Here is a 23,542-nt window from a genome sequence, read left to right as displayed (position 1 = left end):
GGCGGCGGCCGGCCGGGGAAGTCTCGCGGGCTCAGAACCAGTTGACGGTGAGCGGGAAGGTGGCGGTGGCGGTGGCGCCCCTGGCGTCGGTGGCGGTGACGGTGACCGGGAAGCTGCCGGTCTGCCAGGACCTGCCGGTGATCCGGCCGCCGGAGGCGTCGAGGCTCAGGGCCAGGGGCAGGCCGGTGGCGCGATAGGTGACCGGGGAGGTGCCGCCGGTGGCGGTCAGCTGGATGCTGCAGGACCGGCCGAAGGCGCAGGTCTGCGGGCCGGGGGTGGCGAGTTCGAGGCCGTCGCCGGGCGGTTCGGTGTCACCGGTGTCGAACACCGCGGTGACGGGGGTGGCGGTGGCGGCGTTGCCCGCGTGGCCGGTGCCGTACATGTCCTCGAAGGTCCGCAGCAGACTGAAGTGGTTGTAGTCGCCGCTGACCGCGCCCGGTTTGACATGGGCTCCGTGGAAGACGGTCGCGATCCGGTTGGAGCCGAGGTAGTTGTCCTCGTCCCAGGTCACCATCAGCAGGCTGTTGTGGTCCTTGGCCCACCGGGCGTAGGAGTCGAGGTTGTTCCGGAGCCAGGTGTCGCCGCTGCCGACCGCGCAGTCGTGCATGTCGTTGCACATGTCCGGGATGACGAAGGACAGCGTCGGCAGCTGGGTGAAGTCGTCCTTGGGGAACTGGGCGAAGGTCTTGCCGGTGTTCACGGGGACGTTCTTGAAGGCGAACCAGGGGTTGTGCTTCTGCGCGTACCGGCCGCTGGAGCAGGTCGTGGAGCCCTCGTTGGGCAGCCCCTCGTTGTAGCTGGCGAAGGTCTTGCCGGCCGCGGTCAGCTCCTGGGCGAGGTTGGGCGCGGACAGCGACTGCGGGGTGTAGCAGCCGTCGCCGGTGATGCCCTGGGTGGCGCCGGAGAAGAGGTTGAAGTAGTTCGGCTGGCTGGGGTGGGTGAGGGCCTTCATCGAGGTCAGTTCGGCGCCGTCCCGGGCGAGTTGGTTGAGGTAGGGCGCCTGGGAGTTGCCCATGATCTCGCCGTACTGCTTGTTCTCGAAGACCACGATCACGACGTGGTCGTAGGCCGGCAGCGCGGTCCGGGCGGGCCGGGCGTCGGCGGCGGAGGCGACGGCGAGCAGGCCGAGTGTGCCGAGGAGTGCGACGAGCGCTCTGCGCAGGTGGATCGCTGGTCGTTTCATCAGGGGTCAGCTCCTTGTCCGAGGGGGGTGTGGGCCCGGTGGGGGCGGGCCCGGTCGGGGGTGCGGAGCAGGGTGGGTGCGGAGCGGGTGGGTGCCGGGTGTCAGTCCTCGCGTCGGGCCGCGTCCGCGACGGTGATCCGCAGAAAGCGCGGTACGGGCAGGTCACTTCGGCGGCAGGCGGCGACCACCGCGGCGCGGACCGCGGCGCGCCGGCCGGGCGGCATCAGCAGCAGGACGCTGCGGCCCGGCCGCCGTCCGGGCCACGAGGCGGACCAGGCACCGGCGCGCAGGGCGTCGTGGACCGCGGTGGCGAGCGCGGTGGCCGTGGTGTCACCGGCCGCGGGGCCGCCGGGGGCGAGCCGGGCGGTCACCAGCAGCAGGCTCGGCCGCGGGCCGCCGTCCGGGGCGCACAGCGGCCGGGTCCGGCCGTCGGCGGCGAGCAGCTGCCCGGCCCGGGCGAAGAGCACGGCCCGGCGCAGCGCGTCGTCGCCGGGCACGGCGGCGGCCAGCAGCCGCGCCAGCTGGACCCGGGCCGGCGGGCGGCCGCCGCGGTCGGCGTGCACGGACGCCACCGCCAGCGCGGCCGCGCACTCCAGCGGTTCGGCGACGGACAGCCCCACGCTCTCCGGGAGGGTGGCGTCGAGGTGCAGATCGGCGCCGTCCCGGCCGACTCCGGTGGCGGCGAGCGCGCGCAGCGCGGCGTACGGGCGGGCCGCCCAGCCGGGGGCTTCGGCGGCCGGTCCGGTGAGGGGGAGCTCGGCGGTCTCGGCCGGGTGCTGGGGCGAGCCGCAGCGCAGGATGCCGTCCTCGCGCGGGGCGACGGCCGCGGCGACCTGCCAGTTGGCCGCCGCGACCCAGCCGGTCCGGGGTGCCGTACCGGTGCCGGGCGGGGCGGCGGGTGCGGTGAGCCGGAAGGCGTACGGCGCCCGCCACACGGCCGCGGGCCGGCGGTGGTACGCCGTCGCGAAGCCGTGGGCGAGCAGCCGCAGCAGGGGGTCCGCCGCGGTGCGGCGGGCCAGGTCCATCTCGGTCATCCCAGCTCTTTGCGGGCGAGCAGCCGGTAGGCGTTGCCGCCGTCGGTGGCCCGCGCGACCGCGGAGCGCACGGCGTCCAGGCCGAGGGCGGCGGCGTAGCAGGGAACCGCCATGGCCTGTACGGCGCTCCGGACGGCGGCGCGGCCGCGGGTGGCGGGGACGGTGGCCCACGGCGCGTACGGGTCGGGGGCGATCCGGTTCGCGGTGAGGGCGACGGCGCCGAGGAAGTCGTTGCTCTGGTGAGAGGGGCCGTGCTGCTCGGCGAGGACGGTGAACCCCCGGGCCTCCAGGGCCTGTTTGAGGTTGCCGGCCGGCATCAGGTGCTGGTGCTGGGGCTGGAACCAGGGCAGCCAGTGGGGGCCGAGCAGCCGGGCGATCCGCGCCTCGGGGTCGGGGAGTTCGATCAGCAGATGGCCGCCGGGGGCGAGGACCTTGACGGCCGCGTCGAGTTCGGTGCGCGGGTCCCGGGTGTGTTCCAGATAGTGGTGCATGCTCACGGTGTCGTATCGTCCGGCGAGGCGGTCGGCGAGATCGGGGAACTGGCCCTGGTAGGCGGTGGAGATCCAGCCCCGCCGTTCGGCCTCGTGGACCCCGCCGCCCATGTCCAGTCCGTCGAAGCGGGTACCGGGCCAGACACCGCGGGCGGCGTTGCAGAAGTGCCCCGCTGCGGTGCCGACATCGAGCCAGGCCCTGGGGGTGGTGAAGGGCCGGAGCATTTCGGCGCGGTCGCGGTAGGTGGCGTTCATCCGGCCGAGGACCAGTGAGGCGCCCTCGCCGCCGAGGCCTTCGTAGAAGTCGCGGTAGTAGAAGTCGAGTCCCTCCAGGGTGAGGCGGGGGTTCTGGAAGACATGGCCGCAGTGCCGGCACTCCTCCAGGGTGAAGCGGCCGGGCTTGGCCTGGAGCAGGTCGGGCATCCGGACCCGTACGACGGGGTCGGGGGCCGCGCACCAGGGGCAGTCGGCGCGGCGGGGTTCGAAGAAGCGGTCGGTGCCGGCCGCGAGTTCGGCGGTGTACGCGGCGTGCCGGGCCGGGGTGCCGGTGGGCCGGGCCGGCTCGGCGGGCGGGGTGGCCAGGGTGCGCAGGGCGGCGGACAGGGAGCGCAGCGGACGGGACGCGGTGGCGCGGGCCAGTCCGGCGGGGCGCAGACCGCGGGCCGGGCTCAGCACGGCGGCGGGCTGCAGCCAGTACAGGGCGGTCGCCGCCGCGCCCCAACGCGGCTCCGAGAGCACGCACTTCGCCAGCAGGGCCAGCCCCGCCAGTTGCGCGGCGGACAGCAGGGCGGGCGGGAGGCCCCGGGCGCGGAGCTCCTCGGCGCGCCGGGCGGGGTCGGGGTGCGGCGCGCGCAGGCCGGGGGCGACGGCCCAGCCGGTGGCGTCCGGGGCGTACTCCTTGAGGGTGCGGAGCAGGCGGATCAGGCCGGCCACCGACTGCGGTGGCTCCCCGGCGTCGAGCCCGGCCCGCCGGTGGACGTCGTCGGCCACCAGCAGGGCGTGGCCCGCGCCGTGGCCGGGAGCGCACCGGTCCGCGCGGTGCGCCGCCGGGTCGAGCAGCCGCAGCAGGCCGAGCACGCTCTCGGCGTCCAGGTGGGCCGGGACGAGGTCCACGACGCGCAGTCCCTCGCGGGTGGCGTGGGCGACCGCGGCGTGCAGGGTCGCCTCGTCGGCCACGACACCGGGCGCGGTGAGCAGCTGCCAGCCGGGGAGCGCCGGGTCCTGCGGCCCGGCCGCCTCGTGCGGCCCGGCGGGGTCGAGCACCGGCAGCGCGGCGAGCCTGCGGCGGGCACGGACCGTGCCCGCGCCCAGGGCCGTCACGGCGGCGGCCGCCGCCCATCGCGTGCGGTGTCCCGAACGGTGCGCTCGCGTCATCTGGCTCACGGTCCCTTCTCGTTCTCGGACAGGGCGGTGCCGGGTGCGGACCGGGCGGGGCGCGGTCCGGGCGGCAGTTTCTCCAGGCGGTCGGCGGCGGTGGCGGCGCCGCCCGCCGCGGCGAACGACGCCTGTATCCGGCGGGCCGCGCGGCGGTGTGCCGGGTCGTCCAGCACGGCGGTCAGGGCCCGGCGCACCTCGTCCGCGTGCGCCCGGCCGAAGCGCACCCGCACCCCCGCGCCGGCCTCTGCGACCTGGCGGGCGACGATCGGCTGGTCGTCGCGTACGGGCGCCACCACCAGCGGCAGCCCGTGGGCGAGCGCCTCGCACACGGTGTTGTGGCCGCCGTGGCACACCACCGCGTCCAGGTGCGGCAGCAGGCGGAGCTGGGGGACGTACTCCTGGTGCAGCATGTGCGGCGGGATGTCCCCGGCGAGGTCGCCCGGGGCGGCCAGGATCAGCTGCGCCCGGTCCGCGAGGGCGTCCGCGGCGCGCAGCACCGCGGGGTAGAAGCGGGCGCCCGCCGCGCGGTTGAGGGTGCCCAGCGAGACGAGCACCCGGGCGCGCCCGGGGTCGAGCCGGCGCCACGGGAAGTCGCCGGCGGGCGGCCGGGCGCCGAAGGCGGGGCCGACGAAGGCGTAGTGCGCCGGATACCGCCCCGCGGCGCCGCCGGGCCCGCCGACCGTGTCCCGCGCGCCCGCCGCGGCGGGTCCCGGGCCGGCGTCGCCGATGAGCGCGGGGGTGGAGAAGACCAGGACGAGGTGCGGGGAGAAGCGCGGGTCCCAGCCGCCGGGTGCTCCGCATTCAGCGAGCAGTGCCGCGATGCGCTGGGTCACCCACTCCCCCACTTTCGGGAAGTCGTCGAACGGCCGGACGATCTCCGCCGAGGTGGTCGCCGAGGTCGCCCAGGGCAGGCCGTGCCTGCGGGCCACCACGGGTCCGGCGAGGGCCTGCTGGTCGGCGACCACGACGTCGGGCCGGAAGTCCTCGACGGCGGTGTGCACGCCGGGGAGCATCGCGCGGGCGAGCGGGATGAGGGCCTCGGCCCACAGGAAGCGCAGGGCGGCGATGCCCCGCAGGTCACGCCACCGGGCGCCGCCCAGGTCGGGGCCGCCGGCCGGGCCGTGATCCCCCGCCGGGTACAGCCGGGAGCCCGGCGGAAGCAACCGTGCCAGGGCGGCGGCGGGGCCGGTCCAGGCGACCTGGTGGCCGCGCGCGGTGAGTTCGGCGGCGACGGCGAGGGTGGGGTTGACGTGCCCGGTCAGCGGCGGGACGACGAACAGCACTCTCATCGGGCCGCCACCGCCCCGGCCGGTGCGCCGAGCCGGTCCAGCAGCGCGTCGCACAGCGCCCCGGTGGCCTCGCTGAGCACGGTGTGCCCGACGCCGGGCAGCACACACAGGGCACAGTCCGGCGCCACCGCCGCCAACTCCCGTGCCCCTGGCAGGAGTTCGGAGTGTTCTCCGTAGACGGCGAGGACCGGGCGGCGCAGCCGGGCGAAGTCGCGGGAGGTGAAGGGGGTGCCCGCCGCGATGTCCTCGATGAGGCTGGTGCCGTTGAGCAGGGCGTCGGCGGCGGCGGTCAGCTTGGCCTCCTTGCGCCGCCCGGCCGCGGCCAGCTGCTCGCCCAGCCGCCGGTGTTCGAGGCCGAGGGCCGCCACCGTGAGGGTGTCGGTCATGTCCTCGGTCCAGTCACCGGTCAGATGGGAGTCGATCAGGACGACGGAGGCGACGAGGTCCGGCCGGACGAGGGCGGTGTGCAGCGCCAGGGCGCCGCCGTAGCTGTTGCCGACCAGATGGACCGGGTGGCGGTCGAGCCCCAGGGAGCCGAGCAGGGCGACGAGATCGGCCACCGAGGTGTCCCGGTCGTAGCCGCTGGGCGGGCGGTCGCTGCGGCCGTGCCCGCGCTGGTCGTAGAGGAGCACCTCGTGCCCGGCGCGCGAGACGGGGCCGGCCAGGGTGCAGTAGAAGCTCGACAGGTTGTCCATCACCAGGCCGTGCAGGAACACCACGGCGGGGGCGTCGGGCCGGGAGCCGCCGTGGCCCGGCAGCCGCTGGGTGTGCAGGCGCAGACCGCCCGCGGGGGTGAGGGCCATGGCGCGGTCAGCCCGCGCAGGCCCGGTCGGCGGCGGTGACCCGGTCGACATGGGCGACGAGTTCGCCGACCGTCATGGCCAGGATCTGGTCGATGTCCTTCTCCGCGAGCAGGCCGAGGAGGTCCACCCCGGTCCCGTAGCGCTGCTGCAGCAGTTCGGCCAGTGCCACGAACTCGATGCTCTCCAGCGCCAGATCGTCGTTGAAGGTGGTGGCGCAGGTGACGTCACCCACGACGAGGAGTTCGTCGCCGACGACGCTCACCAGCATGTCGGTGATCTCGGCCAGGATCGTCCCGGTGCGCTCGGGGAGCGGGTCAGCTGCCATGGGTGGCCTCCGTGGGAGTGGGGGTGTCGGTGTCCGTACGGTCCTCGGACGGCCCGGTCCAGGCGACGACATGACGCCCGGACAGATCGTCGACGGAGTCGAGGCGGACGAGATGGCGTCCGCCGTCCGGGGAGACCACCCGCAGCGCGCCGCCCGGTGCGGACGAGACGGCCCACGCCTCCGGACGGTCGCCGAGGCCGCCGCCCGTCGCCTGCGCCGCGGCTTCCTTGGCGCACCACAGCGCGGTGAGCCAGTAGCCGCGGCCGGTGTCCCCGGCCGTGTGCCGGGCGTGGAGGTCGTCCGCCAGGCGGCGTTCGGCCGGGGTGAGGACGATCCGGCCGGGGGTCTCCGGATCGTCCATGACGCGCTCGACACCGATCCCGACGGGTCCCGCGCGATGGGCGAGGGCGACGGCGATCCGGTCCTGGTGCGCGAGCGAGAGGTGCAGGCCCTGGGCAAGCGGGCCCTCAGGGCAGGGACGGCCGTCCCGGTCGGTGCCGACGGGGATCTCGGCGGGGAAGAGCGGCCCGGCCCCCGACTCCCACAACAGCTCCCGTACGGCGTCCTTGGCCGCGATCCGGCCCAGCAACCAGGCCGTGCGGGCGCGCGGCGCGCACCGTTCGTAGTGGGCACGCTCGGCCGCGCCAAGATAGCGGCGCATGACCAGCTCCTGCGAGGCCGGGTCCGACCAGCGGCGCCGGGCCAGGCACCAGCCGCCCGGCCGGGGTTCGCCGATGCCGCACACCTCCGGGGTGAACTTCATCGGCCACACCCGCTCATCGGCCCCGAAGCGCCGGTACGTCCAGCCCTCCAGCCGCGCCCACACACCGCCGTCCGCCGCGCACAGCTCCACCTCGCCGCGCACCGATCCGGCCGTGACCTCACGAATCCGGGCGGTGGCGGTCAGGAGCGCGCCCGTTCGGGGCGGCGGCCCGAAGAGCCGTACGCGGTCCAGGGTCGCGGGGAAGACCAGGCGGTCGCCGCTCAGTTTCAGCTGCATCCAGTGGCCGAGGAGCTGCCCGGCGGCGTCCAGGAGGGCACCGGGCGCGGGCAGGGCGCGCAGGGTGCCGCGGATGCCGTCCGCGGCGAGCGTACGGACCTCGTGGACCCCGGCGAACGCGGGCCCGTGGAACATCCACCGGTCCCGGTACAGGGCCTCCGCACTGACCGGCGCCGCCCGGCCGGACGCCAGCCCCGTCGGGTCGGGCGGCGGCGGGGCCGGGTGCTGTGCCGCCAGGTGGACCGTGACCGTGGCGTAGTCACCGAGACGCACCCGCACCCGCCCGTCCCCGCCCGGGACGGCGTCGACGGTCAGCTCGACGGGCGGGGCGACGGCCAGCCAGCGCAGCGCCCGCACCTCGGAGTAGCCGGTGACGACACGACCGGGACATGTCTCCCGGGCCGCCTCGGCGGCGAGTTCCAGCAGCGTCGTCATAGGGACGACGGGAAAGCGGTCGGCCGGCTCGGGCCAGTCCTCGGGCTGGAGGTACACACAGTGGTCCCGCACGTACGGGAGCGTTTCGAGGGAGAGGGTGCGGGTGGTGTGGTGGGGGGTGGTGGTTGTGGTGGGAGTTGCGGGGTGAGGGGTGGGAGCGGTGATGGCGTTGTGGGGCGCTGGGGAGGGTGCGGCGTGGTGGGGCGCGGGCGCGGGGGCGTGGGGTGCGGTGGCCGTGCGAGGTGCGGTTGTGGCGGTGCTGCGGAGGTCTGCGGCGGCGGCAGCGGCAGCGACCGTGCGGGTGGCGTCCCGGGTTTCGGCGAGGACCGTGTCCAGGGCCTGCCGCAGGGGCTCGGCGATGCTTGGCCAAGGGTGCGGGAGCGCTCCCCCGCCCCCTCCCCCTCCTCCCCCTTCGGGGGAGGGGGCGGGGGGTGGGTTCGGGGGTGGGGGTGGAGCGGCATGCACAGAAAACGGGCTCCCCGGCGTCCGCTCGCCCAGGCTGATCAGCGGCGAGCCGAGGTCGAGCGAGATCGCCGCACCGGAGCCTTGGTGGGCCGGGAGTGGAGCTGAGGCTGGGGCCGGGGACGGTGACGGTGACGGGGCCAGGGACAGGACGCGAGCTGCGGGGCGGTCCGTGGCGAGGCCCATGGAGCGGCCGGTGGCGCGATCCTGGGGGCCGCCCACCACGCCCCCCAGCACCGCACCGGACCCGCGCCGCTCCGGGGCCGTCAGGCGGTCCCAGCGTGGGGTCAGGCCCTCGGTCCATAACGCGGCGGCCAGTCTGCGGAGTTGTGCGGGGCCGTCGCGGCGGGAGTCGGCCGCCGCGACAGCGAGGTGGTCCCGCCCGTGGAGGGTGTCGGACACGAAGCCGGTGAGACTGCCGGCGCCCACCTGGACGAAGCCGCGGACGCCGGCCCCGTACAGCCGTCTGGTCAGCTCCTGGAAGCGGACCGGTTCCAGGAGGTGCCGCAGCACCAGCCGGCGGATCGCGGTGGGGCTCTCCGGGAAGGGGGCCGCGGTCGTCGCCGACCAAACGGGGAGCCGCCGGTCCCGTAGGGGCAGAGCCTCGAAGGCGGTGCCGGTCTGGTGCAGGTAGGGGGCCCACATCGGGGTGTGGAAGCCGGAGCGGAAGGGCATCTCCTGGGCCCGTACGCCCTGTCCGGCGAGTCGGCGTACGGCCTCGGCCAGCGGCTGCGGCGCACCGCAGATCACCGACTGGTGCGGGCAGTTGTCGTGGCTGACCGCGATCCGCTCCAGGCCCGCGAGCGCGTCGGCCGCCTGCGGGGCCCCGCAGCCCAGGGCCGCGTAGACCAGGTCGGGTACGGCGAGGGAACCGGGCCGCAGCGAGCCGAGAAAGGCGTCCACGGCCTGCGGCGGATACATGCCGGCGACCACCATGGCGGTCCACTCGCCGAGACTGTGACCGGTCAACAGGTCGGCGGACACGCCCAGTTCGTCCAGTACGCGGGCGAGCAGCCGGCCGACGGCGAGGGTGTCCACGGCGCGTTCGACCAGGCCGCTGCCGCCGGAGACCGGGGGGCGGGGCAGCGCCATCCGGTCGGCGATGTCGTCGACCCGGGGCGGTGGCTCCGCCTCCAGCCCCGGGAAGAGGAAGGCGAGCCGTGCGCCTCCTTCCCGGGCGTACGGGCCGAAGAGCGGGCTCGGGGTGAACCACACCTCGCCACGGCCCCGCCAGGGCAGCGCACGGGCAAGGATCTTGGCGGCCAGGGCACGGCGCCGCGGGGTGGGATCGAGCAGGGCGAGCCGACAGGGGCCGTCGGGCACGGGCCCGGGGGCGGCGGGGCCGGGCGTCCCGGCGGTGGCCGCCGTGGTGCCGTGCTCCGCCATGTCTCGTAAGGCTTCCGCCAGTTGGCCGGGGGAATCCGCAGCGAGAAGGACGGTCCGCTCCGGCTCGCTCGTCCGCAGCGAGGCCGTCCGCGCGGGGACCACCGCCGCGGGGCCCGCCGCCCCCGAGGCCCTCCCCCACGCCGACCCCCCGGCCGGAGGTGGTGCTGCCGAGCCGCCGCGCCCCGGGGCCTCCTCCAGGACGGCGTGGGCGTTGATGCCGCCGAAGCCGAAGGCGTTGACGCCGGCCCGCAGCGGGGCCGGGCCGGCCTCCCAGGGCTCGGCCTCGGTGACCGGGCGCATCCGGGTCCGTCCCAGGGCCTCGTGCGGCTCGTCCAGGTGCAGTGTGGGCGGCAGCGTCCGGTGGTGGACGGCGAGGGCCGCCTTGATCAGTCCGGCGATACCGGCGGCCTGCATGGTGTGGCCGAGCATCGACTTCACCGAGCCCAGGCCGACCGGCGGCACACCCGCGCCGGGCGGGCCGAACACCCGGGCCAGGGTGTCGAGTTCGACGCCGTCGCCGACCGGGGTGCCGGTGCCGTGGGCCTCCAGCAGGCCGAGCGCCGCCGGGTGCGCCGGGTCCAGCCCGGCGGCCGCCCAGGCCTGCTCCAGCGCGTCGGCCTGGCCCTCCGCCCGCGGGCTCATCAGTCCGGCGGCGCGGCCGTCCCCCGCCACTCCCGTGCCGCGGATGACCGCGTAGACCCGGTCGCCGTCGCGCTCGGCGTCGGCCAGGCGTTTGAGGACGACGACCCCGGTGCCCTCGGACAGCAGGGTGCCGTCGGCCCGGCGGTCGAAGGGGCGGATGCGCTCGGTGGGGCTGAGCGCCCGCAGCTGGGTGAAGACGCTCCACAGCGTGGCGATATGGCAGTGGTGCACGGCTCCGGCGACCACGAGGTCACAGCGGCCGGCGGCGAGCAGGTCGACCGCCTGCGCCACGGCCAGCAGGGAGGAGGCGCAGGCCGCGTCGAGGGTGTAGGCGGGGCCGCGGAAGTCCAGCCGGTTCGCGGTGCGGGCGGCGGTGAAGCTGGGGACCAGGCCGATGGAGGCCTCGGGCCGTTCGGGGCCGAGGCGCGACTGGAAGGCCTCCCGCACCGCCGCGATCCTCGACTCGTCCCATTCCGGGGCGAGTTCGCGCAGGGTGACGGCGAGCTGGTGGGCCGTACGGACCCGCTGGTCGAGGCGTGCGGTGGCGACGCCCATGAAGCCGCCGCGGCCGAGGATGACACCGATGCGGGAGCGGTCGGCGGGCAGCCGTTCCTGACCGCCCGCGTCGGCGATGGCGTCGGTGATGGTGCGCAGGGCGAGCAGCTGATCGGGTTCGGCGCCGTGGACGGCGGCGGGCATGATGCCGAAGCGGGTGGGGTCGAAGTCGGCCGGGTCGTCCAGGAAGCCGCCCCGCCGGCAGTAGAACCGGTCGCTGCGGGCGGGACCTTGGGCGCCGTCCGGGTCGTAGTAGATCTCCGGGTCCCAGCGGCCGGGCGGCACCTCGGTGATGCAGTCCGTGCCGGCCACCAGGTTGCGCCAGTACGCGGCGAGGTCTTCGGCGCCGGGGAAGAGCGCGCCCATGCCGACGATCGCGGCGTCCGTGGGCCGGGGGCCGGTCCGCCGGGCCCGGGCCTCACTCATCGCCGGCCGCCTTCCCGCCGGCCTCCGCCGCCAGTACGACTTGGGCCGCCGTGCCGTGCGCCAGTTCGTCCAGGAGGGCGGCCGCCGCGGCGTCGGGGTCCAGGAGCGGGATGCCCCGCCGCGCGTAGGCCCGCTCCAGCTCGGGGGTGACCATGCCGCCGCCCTCGGCCGCCCACGGGCCCCAGTCGACGGCCAGGACGCGCCGGGACGTACGGGCCGACCAGGCCGTCGCGAGGGTGTCCAGGGCGTCGTTGGCGGCGGCGTAGTCGGCCTGGCCGCGGTTGCCGAAGACCCCGGCGACGCTGCCGAAGAGGACGAGGAAGCCGGTGTCGTCGCCCGCCGCGGACAGCAGATGGCGGGCGCCGTCCACCTTGGTGGCGAAGACCCGGGCGAACGAGGCCGGGTCCTTGTCCCGCAGCAGCTTGTCCGCCAGGGTGCCGGCGCCGTGCACGATCCCGTCGAGGCGGCCGTGCCGGGCCCGGATGTCCCGCACCACGGCGTGCACGGCGGCCTCGTCGGCGACATCGGCCGCGTGGTAGCGCACCGAGGCGGCCGGCGGCTCCAGGGCGGCGAGGGTGGCGGCGATCTCGCGGCGGGCCAGGACTGCGCCGGCGGCCGCCTCGATCTCGGCGGGTCGGCGCAGTCCTTGGGCGAGGAGCGCGGCGCGCAGCGCGATGCGGTCGTGGGCGTCGGCGAGGGCCGGGTCCTCCGGACCCTCCGCCAGGGGTGTCCGGCCGAGGAGTTCGATGTGGCACCCGTGGGCGCGGGCCAGGGCGAGGGCCGTACGGGCGGTGATCCCGCGGGCCCCGCCGGTCAGCAGTACCACGGACCCGGGGCCGAGCGGCGGCCGCCCGAGGTCGGCCCGGCCGGCGGTGAGCGGGGTGGGGACGGTGCGCAGGGTGGTGCGGGTGCCGTTGGTGCGGCCGACGACGACCGGTTCGCCGGGGGCGCAGAGTTCGGCGAGGAGGTGGGCGGCGATCCGTTCGGGGCGGTCCTTGGGGTCGAGGTCCACGGCGCGGATCAGGACGTCGGGGTATTCGAGGGCGGCCGTACGGGCGAAGCCGCGCAGTCCGGCGCCGGGCAGCGGGTCGGGGGCGTCCGCGGTGGCGTCCTGGCCGAAGGTGCCGCCGGCCGCGGTGGCCAGCAGCAGGCTGCGGACCCCGCCGGTCAGGGCGGTGCGCCACCCCTCGAACTGTCCGGGCAGTACGGAGCCGCCCGCCCGCAGGGCACTGAGGTCCACCACTCCGCCGACCCCGTCGGCGACGCACCGGGCCAGCCGCTCGGCGGGAACGGTCCGCACCCGCGCGCCATGGCTCTCCAGCAGCGCGGCGAGCGCCAGCGCCACGCCCTGCCCGTCCTCCACCACGACGACGTCGCGGCCCGCCACCACCTCGGCGGGCGGCCGGGCGGCGGGCGGCCCGAGCGGGGTGACCCGCACCAGGGAGCGGGTGGGGCGCAGCGGGGCCGCACCGGGACCGGGGTCCTCCAGGGCAGCCGGTGCGCCGGCGGTGGGCGGGTGGCCCGTAGCGGGCGCGGGTGCGGGCCTCGCGGGCTGCGCGGCCGCGACTGGCGTAACTGGTATGACGGGTGCGACCGGGGTGACCGGGGTGACCGGCTCCCCCGGTGCGGGCTCGGCGCGGGTGGCCGCGATCCAGTCGACGATGCCGCTGATGGTCTTGACGCGGGCGAGCTGTTCCACAGCCGACTCCGAGGCCCCGTCCGCGTCCTGCGGCAGCCCGATCCGGTCGGCCAGCGCACCGATGATCTCCACCCGCTTGATGGAGTCCACCGACAGGTCCGCCTCCAGGTCGAGCCCGGGGTCGAGCATCTCGTGGGGGTACCCGGTCCGCTGGTGGATGATCTCCCGTACGGCGTCGAGGAGTTCGGCGGCACTCAGCGACGGCCGCGGCACGCCGGCGGGCGGCGCCTGCCCGGCCGTGGCGTCGGCAGCGACGACAGACCCGCCACCGGCACCGGCCCCGGCACCGCTCCCGAATCCGTCCCCGGCCGCCCCCACCCCAGCCTCACCAGGTGCGCTGTAGGCAAGAGCCGTCCGCTCCCCCGGAACGAGCGCGGCATCGGCAGCCCGTACGCCCTCACCGGTCCCGGCGCCCCCACCGCCCTCCCCCAAGTACCGCAACACCACGTCCCGTTGCGCCGCCACCAGCTCGCGCGTGGTACGCAGATACTCCAGCACGGCGGCGTTGCGGGCAGCGGTCTCTCCCGCGGCCACACCTCCGTCCGGCGGCGCGCCCGCCCCGGACGGCACACCCGCCGCCTGCACCACGCCCGTATCGCCCGTCCGGGTCTCCACCCGTCGTGCCGGGCGCAGTCCGCCGGGCAGGCAGGCGCCGTCGGCGGTGCGTACCGTGTGGCCGTTCACCAGCCAGCCGGGGCGGCGGGGCGCCGTGGCGGGCAGGGGTTCCGTACGGCCGTGGAAGAGTGCTTCCGGGTCGACCGGGACGCCGGCCGCGGCGAGTCGGGCCAGGACGTGTGGCAGCCGGGCCAGTCCGGACTCGCCCGGTACGTCCAGGGCCAGCGCGGTGTGCGGACGTCCGTCCAGGATGCGCCCGACCAGGCCGGTGAGCACCCGGCCGGGACCTGCCTCGACGAAGGTGCGTACGCCGGCGGCGTACATGTCCTCGATCTGCTCGACGAAGCGCACCGGTGCGGCGACCTGGCCGGCGAGGGTGTCCCGCACCGCGGTCGCGTCGCGGACGTAGGGGCGCGCGGTGCTGCCGGACCAGACCGGGAAGGCGGGGGCGGTCACCTCGGTCGCGGCGAGTTCCGCGGCGAGTGTGTCGCGGGCGGCGCCGATTTGCGGGCTGTGGAACGCGCAGGCGACCGGCAGTCGGCGCGCCTCGATGCCGTCCGTGCGCAGCGCCGCCACGGCGGCTTCCACGGCGTCCGTGGGGCCCGAGATGACGCTCTGTTCGGGCGCGTTGTGGTTGGCGACGACCACGCCGGTGCCGCCGGTCAGCTCCCGTACCCGGTCCGGCGTGGCCACGACGGCGGCCATCGCGCCGGGGTCGTCGCCGGCGGCGGAGAGGATCGCCTCGCCCCGGCGGGCGCTGAGCCGGAGCAGTGCCCGGGTGTCGTAGGCGCCCGCCGCCCAGAGGGCGGTCAGCTCGCCGTAGGAGTGTCCGGCGGTGCAGTCGGGGCGCACCCCGAGCGTGGTGAGCAGCCGGTGGGCGGCAGCGGAGGCGAGGCCGAGGGCGGGCTGGGCGACGCGGGTGTCGGTGAGGGCGGCCTGCTGCGCGGCCCGGTCCTCGGCGGTGAAGGCGGCGGGCGGGAACATGGCCGCGACACAGTCCGGATCGGCGGCGTCCAGGAGGCCGCGGAGCGCCGGGAAGGCGAGGAACAGCTCGCCGAGCATGCCGGTGCGCTGGCTGCCCTGGCCGGGGAAGAGGAAGGCGAGCAGGCCGGGGCCGGTGTCCCGTTCGCGCGGGTACACGCCCTCGGCGGCGGTGCACCGGCGGGCCGGGGTCAGCTTGGCGGCGAGGTCGTCGAGGTCGTCGGCCACCACGCAGACCTGGACCGGCCCGTCCGCCGCCGCGGTCTCGGCGGCGAGGTCGCGCAGCGGCCACGGGCGTCCGGCCCGGTCGTTCTCCGCCAGGCGGGCGGCGAGGCGGTCGATGGCCCGTACGGCGGCGGCGCGGTCGGCGCCGCGGAAGCAGAACAGTTCGGCGGGCCACTCGGTCAGGGCGTGGGCGGGTTCGGGGGCACCGTCGTAACCGGCGAGCACGGCGTGGTAGTTGGTGCCGCCGAAGCCGAAGGCGCTCACTCCGGCGATGCGCCGCGCCGCCGGGAGGGGCCAGGGCCGGGCGTGTCCGGTGTCGAAGCGGAACGGGCCGGTGTGCGGCTCGGCCGGCCGGGTCAGATGCAGGGTCGGCGGGCGCACCCCGGTGTGCACGGCGCGGGCGGCCTTGATCAGCCCGGCCAGTCCGGCGGCGCATTTGGTGTGCCCGATCTGCGATTTGACCGAGCCGAGGGTGCAGCTGCCGGGGGCGGCTCCGGCGGTCTCGAACAGCTCGGTGAGGACGGCGAGTTCGGTGGTGTCGCCGACGACGGTGCCGGTGCCGTGGGCTTCGAGGAGGCCGACCTGGGCGGGGCTGATCCCGGCGCGCCGGTAGGCGCGGTCCAGGGCCCGCCGCTGGCCCTCGGGCCGGGGCGCGGTCAGCCCGAGGGACCGTCCGTCGCTGGAGGTGCCGACGGCCTTGACGACGGCGTAGATCCGGTCGCCGTCCCGTTCGGCGTCCGCGAGGCGTTTGAGGACGAGGCAGCCGACTCCCTCGCCGAGCGCGATGCCGTCGGCGGCCGCGTCGAAGGGGCGGCAGCGGCCGGTGGGCGACAGGGCCTGTACGGAGGCGAACATCAGGTAGTCGTTGATGCCGTTGTGCAGATCGGCGCCACCACACAGCGCCATGTCACTGTCGTGGTCGCGCAGTTGGCGGCAGGCCAGGTCGAGGGCGGCGAGCGAGGAGGCGCAGGCGGCGTCCACCGTGCAGTTGGCGCCGCCCAGGTCGAGTCGGCTCGCGATGCGTCCGGCGATGACGTTGGCGAGCACGCCGGGGAAGGAGTCCTCGGTGAGCCGGGGCAGTTCGGCGTCGAGGGCGGGCGGCAGGTCGCCGAGGTAGGACGGGTGCAGCGCGCGCAGCCCGTAGGCGCCCGCGAGTTCGGTGCCCGCTTCGGCGCCGAAGACGACGCTGGTGCGGGCCCGGTCGAAGTCACGGCCGGCGTATCCGGCGTCGGCCAGGGCCTTGGCGGCGGCGTCGAGGGCGAGCAGCTGTACCGGTTCGATGCCGGTGAGGGAGGCCGGCGGGATGCCGTGGGCGAGGGCGTCGAAGGGCACGTCGGGCAGGAAGCCGCCCCAGCGCGAGGGGGTGCGCTCGCCGGCCCGTGCGGGGTCCGGGTCGTGGTAGATCGCGGCGTCCCAGCGCTCGGCGGGCACCTCGGTGACGGAATCGACGCCGGTGACCACATTGGACCAGTAGCGGGCCGCGTCCGCCGCGCCGGGATAGCAGCAGGCCATCCCGACGATGGCGATGTCCAGTGGCGCCTCGTCCGGGCCCCGGTCCGCCGCGGGTGGCGAGAACTCACGTGCACGCTCGGCAAGTTGTGCGGTGGCGCCGTCGGTCACGGCGGTGTGCAGGGCGGCGAGGGTGGTGGTGGCGCGGCGGGCGGTGGCGGCCTGGCCGAGCATGTACAGGCCCTCCCGGAGCTGTTCGGGCTCGGCCACGGGCGCGGGCGGGCCGCCGTCCGTGTGCCGCAGGCCCTTGCTCGCGATCCGCAGCCGTCCGAGGTTGCGCCGCTCCAGCTCCTCCCACCGGGCCCGGGAGTCCGTGCCGTCGGCGGCCAGGCGCCGTTCGGCCGCCGCGAAGTCCTCGGTGTAGGCGGTGTCGGCACAGCGGGTGGCGTGGCCCGGTGCGGTGCGCAGCAGCACGGTCCGGTCGCAGGCCAGAGCGGTGTCCTGGAAGCCGGGGAGGACGGCGCCGGTGGCCACGGCCTCCTCCGTGAAGAGGTAGGCGGTACCCATCAGGACGCCGACGCGGGCGCCGAGTGCGCTGAGCGGGGCGGCGGCGGCCGCGGCCATGGCGGCCGAGCGGGCGTCGTGGATGCCGCCCGCGAAGAGCACGTCCAGCCCCTCGGCCGTCCCGCCGTGGGCGCGGGCATGGGTGATCAGCCGCTCGGTCTGCTCCTCCCACAGCGGGAAGCTGGCCCGGGGGCCGATGTGGCCGCCGCACTCCTGCCCCTCGAAGACGAACCGCCGGGCGCCCTCGGCGAGGTAGCGCTCCAGCAGTCCGGGCGCCGGGACGTGGAGATAGGTGCGGGTCCCGGCGGCTTCGAGGGGCGCGGCCTGGGCGGGCCGGCCACCGGCGATCAGGGCGTACTCGGGGGCGAACTCGGCCACCGCTGCGAGCTGTTCGCGCCGCAGCTCGGGCGGGGCGAAGCCGAGCAGGCCGACGCCCCAGGGCCGGTCGCCGAGCCGCTCGGCGGTCTCGGCCAGCAGCCGGCGTACCTGGGCGCCGTCCATGACGGCGAGGGCGAGAAAGGGCAGCCCGCCCTCGGCGGCCACGGCGGCGGCGAACCCGGCCTCGTCGCTGACCCGCGTCATCGGCCCCTGGGCGACGGGCAGATGGCGGGCGCCGGGCCGCGGGGCGAGCGGGCGGAGGCGGGCCGCGGTGTCGAGGTGGCCGGTGAGGGCGGCCCGTACGGCCTGCACGATGCCGCCGGTGGTGCGGTGGCGGGCCGCGAGCCGGGCGGCGAACGCGCCGTCCTGGCCGATGGGGAGCAGCTGGTCCCGCAGGCTCCGGGCGCCCAGGCGAGCGGGGTCGAGGGCCGGGCGGGCGGTCCCGTCCTCCGCTCCCCCGGTCCCGTCGCCGGCCGCGAGCGGCGGGAGGTCGGGGCGGGTGAGGACCCGGTGGCCCGCGACGAGGGTGGTCTCGCTGCCGTCCATGGCGCGGATCGCGGCGGCGACCGCCGGGGGCAGCCGGTCCACGCCCTCGGTGGTCAGCGCGAGCTGGGAGTCGAGCAGGACCCCGGCCGCTCCGCCGGCGACGGCCGCGGCGGCGGCGTGCGGGCCGATGCCCCCGGCGGCGAGGACCGGGACGGTCACGGCCGGGTCGGCCAGCAGTCGCTGGAGCAGGACACAGGTGGTGAGTTCGCCGACCCGGCCGCCCGACTCGTGGCCGCGGGCGACGAGCGCGGTGACCCCGGCGGCACACGCCGCCGCGGCCTCCCCGGGCGTGGTGACCTCGGCCCAGACGCGGCGCCGCCCACCGCCGGACCAGTCCTCCGGACGCCCCGGGGCCGGTCCGCCGCCGGGAGCGGGCGGCGGTTCGGGGGCGGCGCAGGCGCGCGGGTCGGCGAGCAGCACGGTGTCGACCGCCTCGGGCAGATCGGCGGGCGTCAGCGGGCACCCGACCGGTACCCGGACGCCGTACGCGACCCCGGTGAGCCGGGCGAGCGCGGCGCGCGCCGGGCCGGGGTCCCGGCCGAGGTCCAGCAGGCCGAGCGCGCCAGCGCGGGCGGCCGCGAGGACGATCCGCTCGCCCGGCTCCTCGAACGGCGAGAGCGCCACGACCAGATCACGGCCGGCGTCCTCCGGGCGGGCGCTCCCGGCGGTCCGGGCGGCAGCGGCGGGCCCGGGTCCGGCGGGCCCGCCGGACCCGGGGCCGGCGGGCGGGGCGTCAGGGCCGGACGTTCTGGAGAGGGGGGTGCCGGGGAACGGGGGCCGGGGGACCACGGGCGCTCCTTCTGCCGGGGGGCGAACACGCTGACCACTGCCACCTGTGGTACCAGCGGGTAGCCCGCTGATGCCGCGTTGCATCGTGAGGCCACCCCCGTGCACTGTCAACGCAGCTGCAACAGGCGGTAGTTGATTGCGCCAAGGTCACGACGACGCCCCCCGGACCGCCCCGTGCCCCGCACACCCCCGCGCCGACCTGCGGCTCTCCGCTCCCCGCCGCCCACGAACCGGCCCCGCCGGGCCCCTCCGCCGCCACGGCGGCGACCGAAACCCGACCCCCCGGTGCCTCAGCCGACTCGCTGTGCCCCGGGGTTGGCTGTGACCCGGGCGTGCGGGGAGACGATGCGGGAGCGGCGCAACAGCTCGGTGGTACCGGGCCGGTGAAACGGCTCAGGCCGCCGGGCGGCCGATCGCGTCGAGGAGTGTGAGGTCGTCCTCCGTCAGCCGCAGCGCGCCGGCCGCCACGTTGTCGGCAAGGTGGTCCGGGTCGCCGGTCCCCGGGATCGCCAGCACATGCGGGCCCTGGTGCAGCACCCACGCCAGGCGCACCTGCGCCGGTGACACCCCGTGGGCGCGGGCGACGGCATGGACCTCGTCGTGCTCGGCACGGACGGCTCCCGCCTCGCGTCCGTCCCCGGCGATCGAGAAGAACGGTACGAACGCGATGCCCTGCGCCGCGCACGCGTGCAGCATCGCAGCGCCGCCGGGCACGTCGATGCCGTAGCGGTTCTGGACGCACACCACCGGCGCGATCGTCCGGGCCTCGGCGAGGTGTTCCGGGCGGGCCTGGGAGATCCCGAGGTGGCGGATGAGCCCGGCCTCGCGCAGTTCGGCGAGGGCCCCGAAGTGCTCGGCGAGCGAGTCCTGGCCCATGAGGCGCAGGTTGACCACGTCGAGGTGGTCGCGGCCGAGGTGGCGCAGGTTCGCCTCGACCTGGCCGCGCAGCTGGTCGGGCCGTGCGGGGGCGGTCCACGCGCCGGCGGCGTCCCTGGCCGGGCCGACCTTGGTGGCGATGACGAGGCCGTCCGGGTAGGGCGCCAGCGCCGAGTTGATCAGTTCGTTGGCGGAGCGCAGCCGGGAGAAGTAGAAGTCCGCGGTGTCGAGGTGGTTGACGCCGAGGTCGACCGCGCGGCGCAACACCCTGATCGCCTGGTCCCGGTCTCGGGGAGTGCCCTGGTGGAAGGCAGCGCTGCCGGTCAGGCGCATGGCGCCGAGACCGAGCCGGTTGACCACCAGGTCACCGAGCGCCCAGGTTCCCGCAGCCGCCGCCGGCACCGTGTCCGACGCCATGTCCCTCATCAGCTCCCCCATCGGTCTTCCTGCGATTCGGTCCGCCTGCGACCTCCCCCGCCGCACGGCGGTCCGCGGCGCGGCGGTCCTGGAGTATGCGCAGGTGACGGCCCCGGCGGGAAGGCGCGCAGGGGTGGGGGAATGTCACAGCCTGTCCGGGAACTCCGCCTGGGGTGCCGGGAGTTCTGCATGGTGCGGGCCTCCCCGGAACGCGCTCCCCGGGGCGGCGGGCTCAGGCCGCCGTGAGGAGTTGTTCGCACCAGATGGTCTTGCCCCCGCGGGTGTGCCGGGTGCCCCAGCTCTGGGTGAGCCGGGCGGACAGCGCCCGTCAGCGGGCCGGGCCGCCCGGAAGCTGCCGCTGTCGCCTGGACCAGAAGGGCCGGTCGGGCCAGCGGGTTTCCTGGGCGTGTACGGCGCGGTGGCCGTGCTGGTAGGCGGTGCGGGCCGTGCCGACCTGGGCCGCGTAGTCGTCCAGGGCCGTCCGGTCGCCGTGCAGCCGGGCGTCGACGGCGCGGCCCGCGCTCAGTCCGGTGTAGAGGGCGGTGAGGATGCCCTGGGAGCTGAGCGGGTCGAAGGCGGCTGCGGCGTCACCGGCCGCCGTCCAGCCGTCGCCGTGCACCCGGTCCAGATGGGCGCTGTACGCGGCGGCGCGGCGGGGCGGGCGCGGGGCGGTGAGGCCGTGCGGGCGTACCCGGACGGAGAGGTGCCGGGTGGCCAGCAGCCGTTCGCGGAACCGCTCGCCGCCACGGGCCGCGGCGACGGGCAGGTCGGGGTCGGTGAAGTAGGCGACCAGTCGGTGCCGGGAGGGCAGCAGGGCGGTGTACCACCAGCCGTCCTGGTCGGACTCGACGAGCGAGCGGCCGTCGGCGGGGATGCGCGGGGCCGGATCGAGGGTGAGGTGGAGGGCGGTCAGCCGGTCTCCGGTGTGCCGCCGGGCGCCGGAGCGGACGGCGATCGCGGCGCCCCGCCCGGTGGCGTCCACCACCCAGCGGCAGCGCACCGTGCGCTCGCTCCCGCCGGCGCGCTCGCGCAGGGTGAGCCGCCAGGTGCCGTCCGGCTGCCGGGCGGGGCTCCGTACGGCGGTGTGCTCGGCGACCTCGGCGCCGGCCGTGCGGGCGGCGGCGCGCAGCCGCCGGTCGAAGAGCGGGCGGTCCAGGTGCCAGCCGTGGCCGTACGGGTCGTGGAGCGAGTCCACGGCCTGCAGCGCGGGCGAGCCCCAGGCGGACAGGGTGCCGTGGCAGGGCAGATGGCCGCTGCCCAGGACGGGCCCGGCGACACCGAGGTCGGCGAGCAGCAGCCGGCCCACGGACACCAGTGCCTCGCCGGCCTTGGGCGGGCCGGTGCCGGCATCGGCCAGCAGGACCGTCCGGCCGGCCCGCGCGAGGGTGAGCGCGGCGGCGCAGCCGGCCGGGCCGCCGCCCGCGACCACGACGTCGTAGGCGGCGCCGGGGCTCACGGGGCGCCGTGGAACGGATCGAGCTTCTCCAGGTATCCGGCGGCGAACTCCGACTCGTCCCGGCCGGTCGCCTCCTTGACCTCCTGGAGCGCCTGGTGGACCAGCATCGCCTCGACGGACTCGGCCGCGACCTCGCCGGTCCAGACCTCGGCCACGCCCGCCCGTTGGGGCGCGCCCGCCTCGGGCACCTGGAGGGTGACGAGGTTGGCGCGGTCGAGGGCGGGCGGATAGCCGGGCTCGGACTCCACCTGGAGGTAGCGGGGGAACTTGGCGTCGCCCACGGTGTACTCGTGCGTCTCGACGATGCCGAACTTGTACCAGTCGTCGATCATCTGCCGGCGCTGCTTGTTGACGTCGGTGCCGCGCAGGCCGCGCAGCCAGACCGCCCGGTTCTCGAAGGCCTTCTCCCTGGCGCTGTCGTCGGAGCCGCTCGGCGGGGTGTTGACGGTGCTGAAGTCGGTGTGTTTGAGCACGTGGTTGGGCACCTGGGCGGGCCAGAAGGTGGGCAGATAGGGGCTGTAGCGGGGGCCGAGACCGGACCGCACCTGGTAGCCGGAGCGGCAGCTCGCGGCGTCGCACTGCCAGGGGGCGGCCATCCAGCGGGTGAGGCCGCCCGGCTCCTGTGCGTGCAGCGGCCCGTTGCTGCCCAGGGCGGTTTGGACGGTGAGCACGTCCCCGTAGTCGGGTTCCGGGGTGTTCGGGGCGCGGTGCCGGATGCGGAAGGGCTCGGAGTAGAGGGTCTTGTGGCGCATCGGCCAGGTGACCTCGCAGCCCGGGTGGAACGCGTCGGCGGCGCAGTTCTCCAGTGCGCCCCGGTCCAGCAGCCCCGGCTGTGCGGCGACCGGCGCCGCGTCCACGTCCGGGTGGCCCTTGCGGGGCGGGCCGGGGGTGAACCGGCCGTCGGCCCAGCGGGCCAGCATCCGGTCCTGTTCGCCGGAGATCTTGATGTGCTGGCGGACGGAGGTGGGCTTGCCGCTGGACATGGCGTCGCCATAGAGCCAGGGCCAGGGCAGCGGGGAGGTGCCGTCCCGCTCGTAGTCGCGCATCTGGACATAGACCTGGCGGCGGAGTTCCCGGCCGGCCTCGCCCGGGTCGTTGAGCCGCTTGCGCAGGGCCGGGTCGCGGAAGTCGTGCGGGCCCGCCCAGCCGTACTGGGCGGCGAAGCCGTGGTTGACCCACTGCAGATCGCAGAACCGGCCGAGCAGCGGCTCGATGTGCTCCGGGTACGAGACCTGCTGCACGGCGGGCAGGGTCCGGTCGGTGACGAAGACGTCGTGGAGCAGGTCGTAGAGGGTGCGGACGGTCTTCACGCCGGGTGCGAAGTGCGGCGGGGCGACCACGGCCCAGGCCGGGCTGGCGGTCTTCGTGACGCCCCCGATGGTGACCTCCGCCGTGACCGGGCCGTCGGACACGTCGTCGTACCAGGTGTCGTTGTTGACGACACCGGAGATCGGCTTCTCGGGGTTGGCGTAGGAGGCGGACTTGCCGGCGCCGCCGACGACCAGCAGACGGCCGTCGGTCTGGGTGGCGATCGACCCCAGCGGGACCGCGCGGTTCATGATCTTCCCGGTGAGGGCGACGCTCTCGTGCAGGGAGGCGCGGATCTGCTTGCGCCCGGCGTCGATGACGAGCTTCTTGCGGTTCGCTCCCGTGACGTCGAAGTTCCGCCGGCGCAGCTGGGTGGTGGTCAGGTTGAGGGCCTCACGGATGTCGAGCGCGAGGTGGAACTGGTACCAGGCGGCCTTCTTGTTGGCCAGGTGCACCGACCACTTGATCTCGGTCACGCCCGCTTCGCCCAGCTTGAGTTCCCGGACGGCCTCCCCCGCCTGGTTGTAGCCGTAGACCCGGAACCGGGCGGCCTGCCGGATGACCCTGCCCGAGCCGTCCTTGTACGAGCCGGGCGGCAGCGGCGGCTGGTCCGGGGACTCCGGGCCGATGAACGGCGGCTGGTCGCTGTTGCCGACCCGGGCTATGCCGATCGCGGGATGGATCTTGATCCGGACGATCTGCGTGTCCATCGAGGAGCCTTTCGCTGGGCGCGGGTGATCCCCCCGACGGCTCCAACCTGGATCAGCCCGCTGCCCGCGGTGACGTCCTGGCATCGCAATGGATGAACGGATTCACCCCTTCGGGTCGGCG

General features: G+C 76.2%; 11 protein-coding genes. All 11 read right to left on the bottom strand.

Features of this window, described 5'->3' with window-relative positions; translation table 11 throughout:
• Window positions 1-31: 31 nt before the first annotated feature.
• The 11 genes from ACGFN2_RS01175 to ACGFN2_RS01125 all read right to left on the bottom strand — a co-directional run bounded on the left by ACGFN2_RS01175 (window position 32) and on the right by ACGFN2_RS01125 (window position 23,421).
• On the bottom strand, window positions 32-1,183 hold the full coding sequence (locus ACGFN2_RS01175) for an alkaline phosphatase family protein (RefSeq protein ID WP_362606598.1): 1,152 nt from the start codon (window positions 1,181-1,183) through the stop codon (window positions 32-34).
• A gap of 101 nt (window positions 1,184-1,284) precedes the next feature.
• Complete coding sequence (locus ACGFN2_RS01170; RefSeq protein WP_393356562.1) at window positions 1,285-2,217, bottom strand: galactokinase; 933 nt, start codon at window positions 2,215-2,217, stop codon at window positions 1,285-1,287.
• Window positions 2,214-4,082, bottom strand: coding sequence for a class I SAM-dependent methyltransferase (locus ACGFN2_RS01165; RefSeq protein WP_393356560.1), 1,869 nt, complete (start codon window positions 4,080-4,082; stop codon window positions 2,214-2,216). Before ACGFN2_RS01165 ends, ACGFN2_RS01170 begins: the two co-directional genes overlap by 4 nt.
• 5 nt (window positions 4,083-4,087) lie before the next feature.
• Window positions 4,088-5,374 carry a glycosyltransferase gene (locus ACGFN2_RS01160; RefSeq protein WP_393356558.1) on the bottom strand — a complete coding sequence of 429 codons (1,287 nt, stop codon included), beginning with the start codon at window positions 5,372-5,374 and terminating at the stop codon, window positions 4,088-4,090.
• On the bottom strand, window positions 5,371-6,177 hold the full coding sequence (locus tag ACGFN2_RS01155) for an alpha/beta fold hydrolase (RefSeq protein WP_393356556.1): 807 nt from the start codon (window positions 6,175-6,177) through the stop codon (window positions 5,371-5,373). Before ACGFN2_RS01155 ends, ACGFN2_RS01160 begins: the two co-directional genes overlap by 4 nt.
• Before the next feature lie 7 nt (window positions 6,178-6,184).
• Window positions 6,185-6,502 carry an acyl carrier protein gene (locus tag ACGFN2_RS01150; protein ID WP_362606608.1) on the bottom strand — a complete coding sequence of 106 codons (318 nt, stop codon included), beginning with the start codon at window positions 6,500-6,502 and terminating at the stop codon, window positions 6,185-6,187.
• Window positions 6,492-11,408 carry a beta-ketoacyl synthase N-terminal-like domain-containing protein gene (locus tag ACGFN2_RS01145; RefSeq protein WP_393356554.1) on the bottom strand — a complete coding sequence of 1,639 codons (4,917 nt, stop codon included), beginning with the start codon at window positions 11,406-11,408 and terminating at the stop codon, window positions 6,492-6,494. Before ACGFN2_RS01145 ends, ACGFN2_RS01150 begins: the two co-directional genes overlap by 11 nt.
• The gene (locus ACGFN2_RS01140; protein ID WP_393356552.1) at window positions 11,401-18,654 is read right to left on the bottom strand and encodes an SDR family NAD(P)-dependent oxidoreductase; all 7,254 of its coding nucleotides are present in this window, start codon (window positions 18,652-18,654) and stop codon (window positions 11,401-11,403) included. Before ACGFN2_RS01140 ends, ACGFN2_RS01145 begins: the two co-directional genes overlap by 8 nt.
• A gap of 393 nt (window positions 18,655-19,047) precedes the next feature.
• Window positions 19,048-19,947, bottom strand: coding sequence for an oxidoreductase (locus tag ACGFN2_RS01135; RefSeq protein WP_393357152.1), 900 nt, complete (start codon window positions 19,945-19,947; stop codon window positions 19,048-19,050).
• Between the two features lie 328 nt (window positions 19,948-20,275).
• Window positions 20,276-21,403: an FAD-dependent oxidoreductase gene (locus ACGFN2_RS01130; RefSeq protein WP_393356550.1), complete on the bottom strand. Its 1,128-nt coding sequence runs from the start codon at window positions 21,401-21,403 to the stop codon at window positions 20,276-20,278.
• Window positions 21,400-23,421 (bottom strand): LodA/GoxA family CTQ-dependent oxidase, encoded by a 2,022-nt coding sequence (locus tag ACGFN2_RS01125; RefSeq protein WP_393356548.1) that lies wholly within the window; start codon window positions 23,419-23,421, stop codon window positions 21,400-21,402. Before ACGFN2_RS01125 ends, ACGFN2_RS01130 begins: the two co-directional genes overlap by 4 nt.
• Between the last annotated feature and the right edge of the window lie 121 nt (window positions 23,422-23,542).

The sequence above is a fragment of the Streptomyces sp. NPDC048612 genome, from assembly GCF_043199295.1.
In the GTDB taxonomy this organism is placed as follows: domain Bacteria; phylum Actinomycetota; class Actinomycetes; order Streptomycetales; family Streptomycetaceae; genus Streptomyces.
Note: the sequence above shows the minus strand (reverse complement) of the source record. Positions and strands in the feature narration are given on the sequence as shown.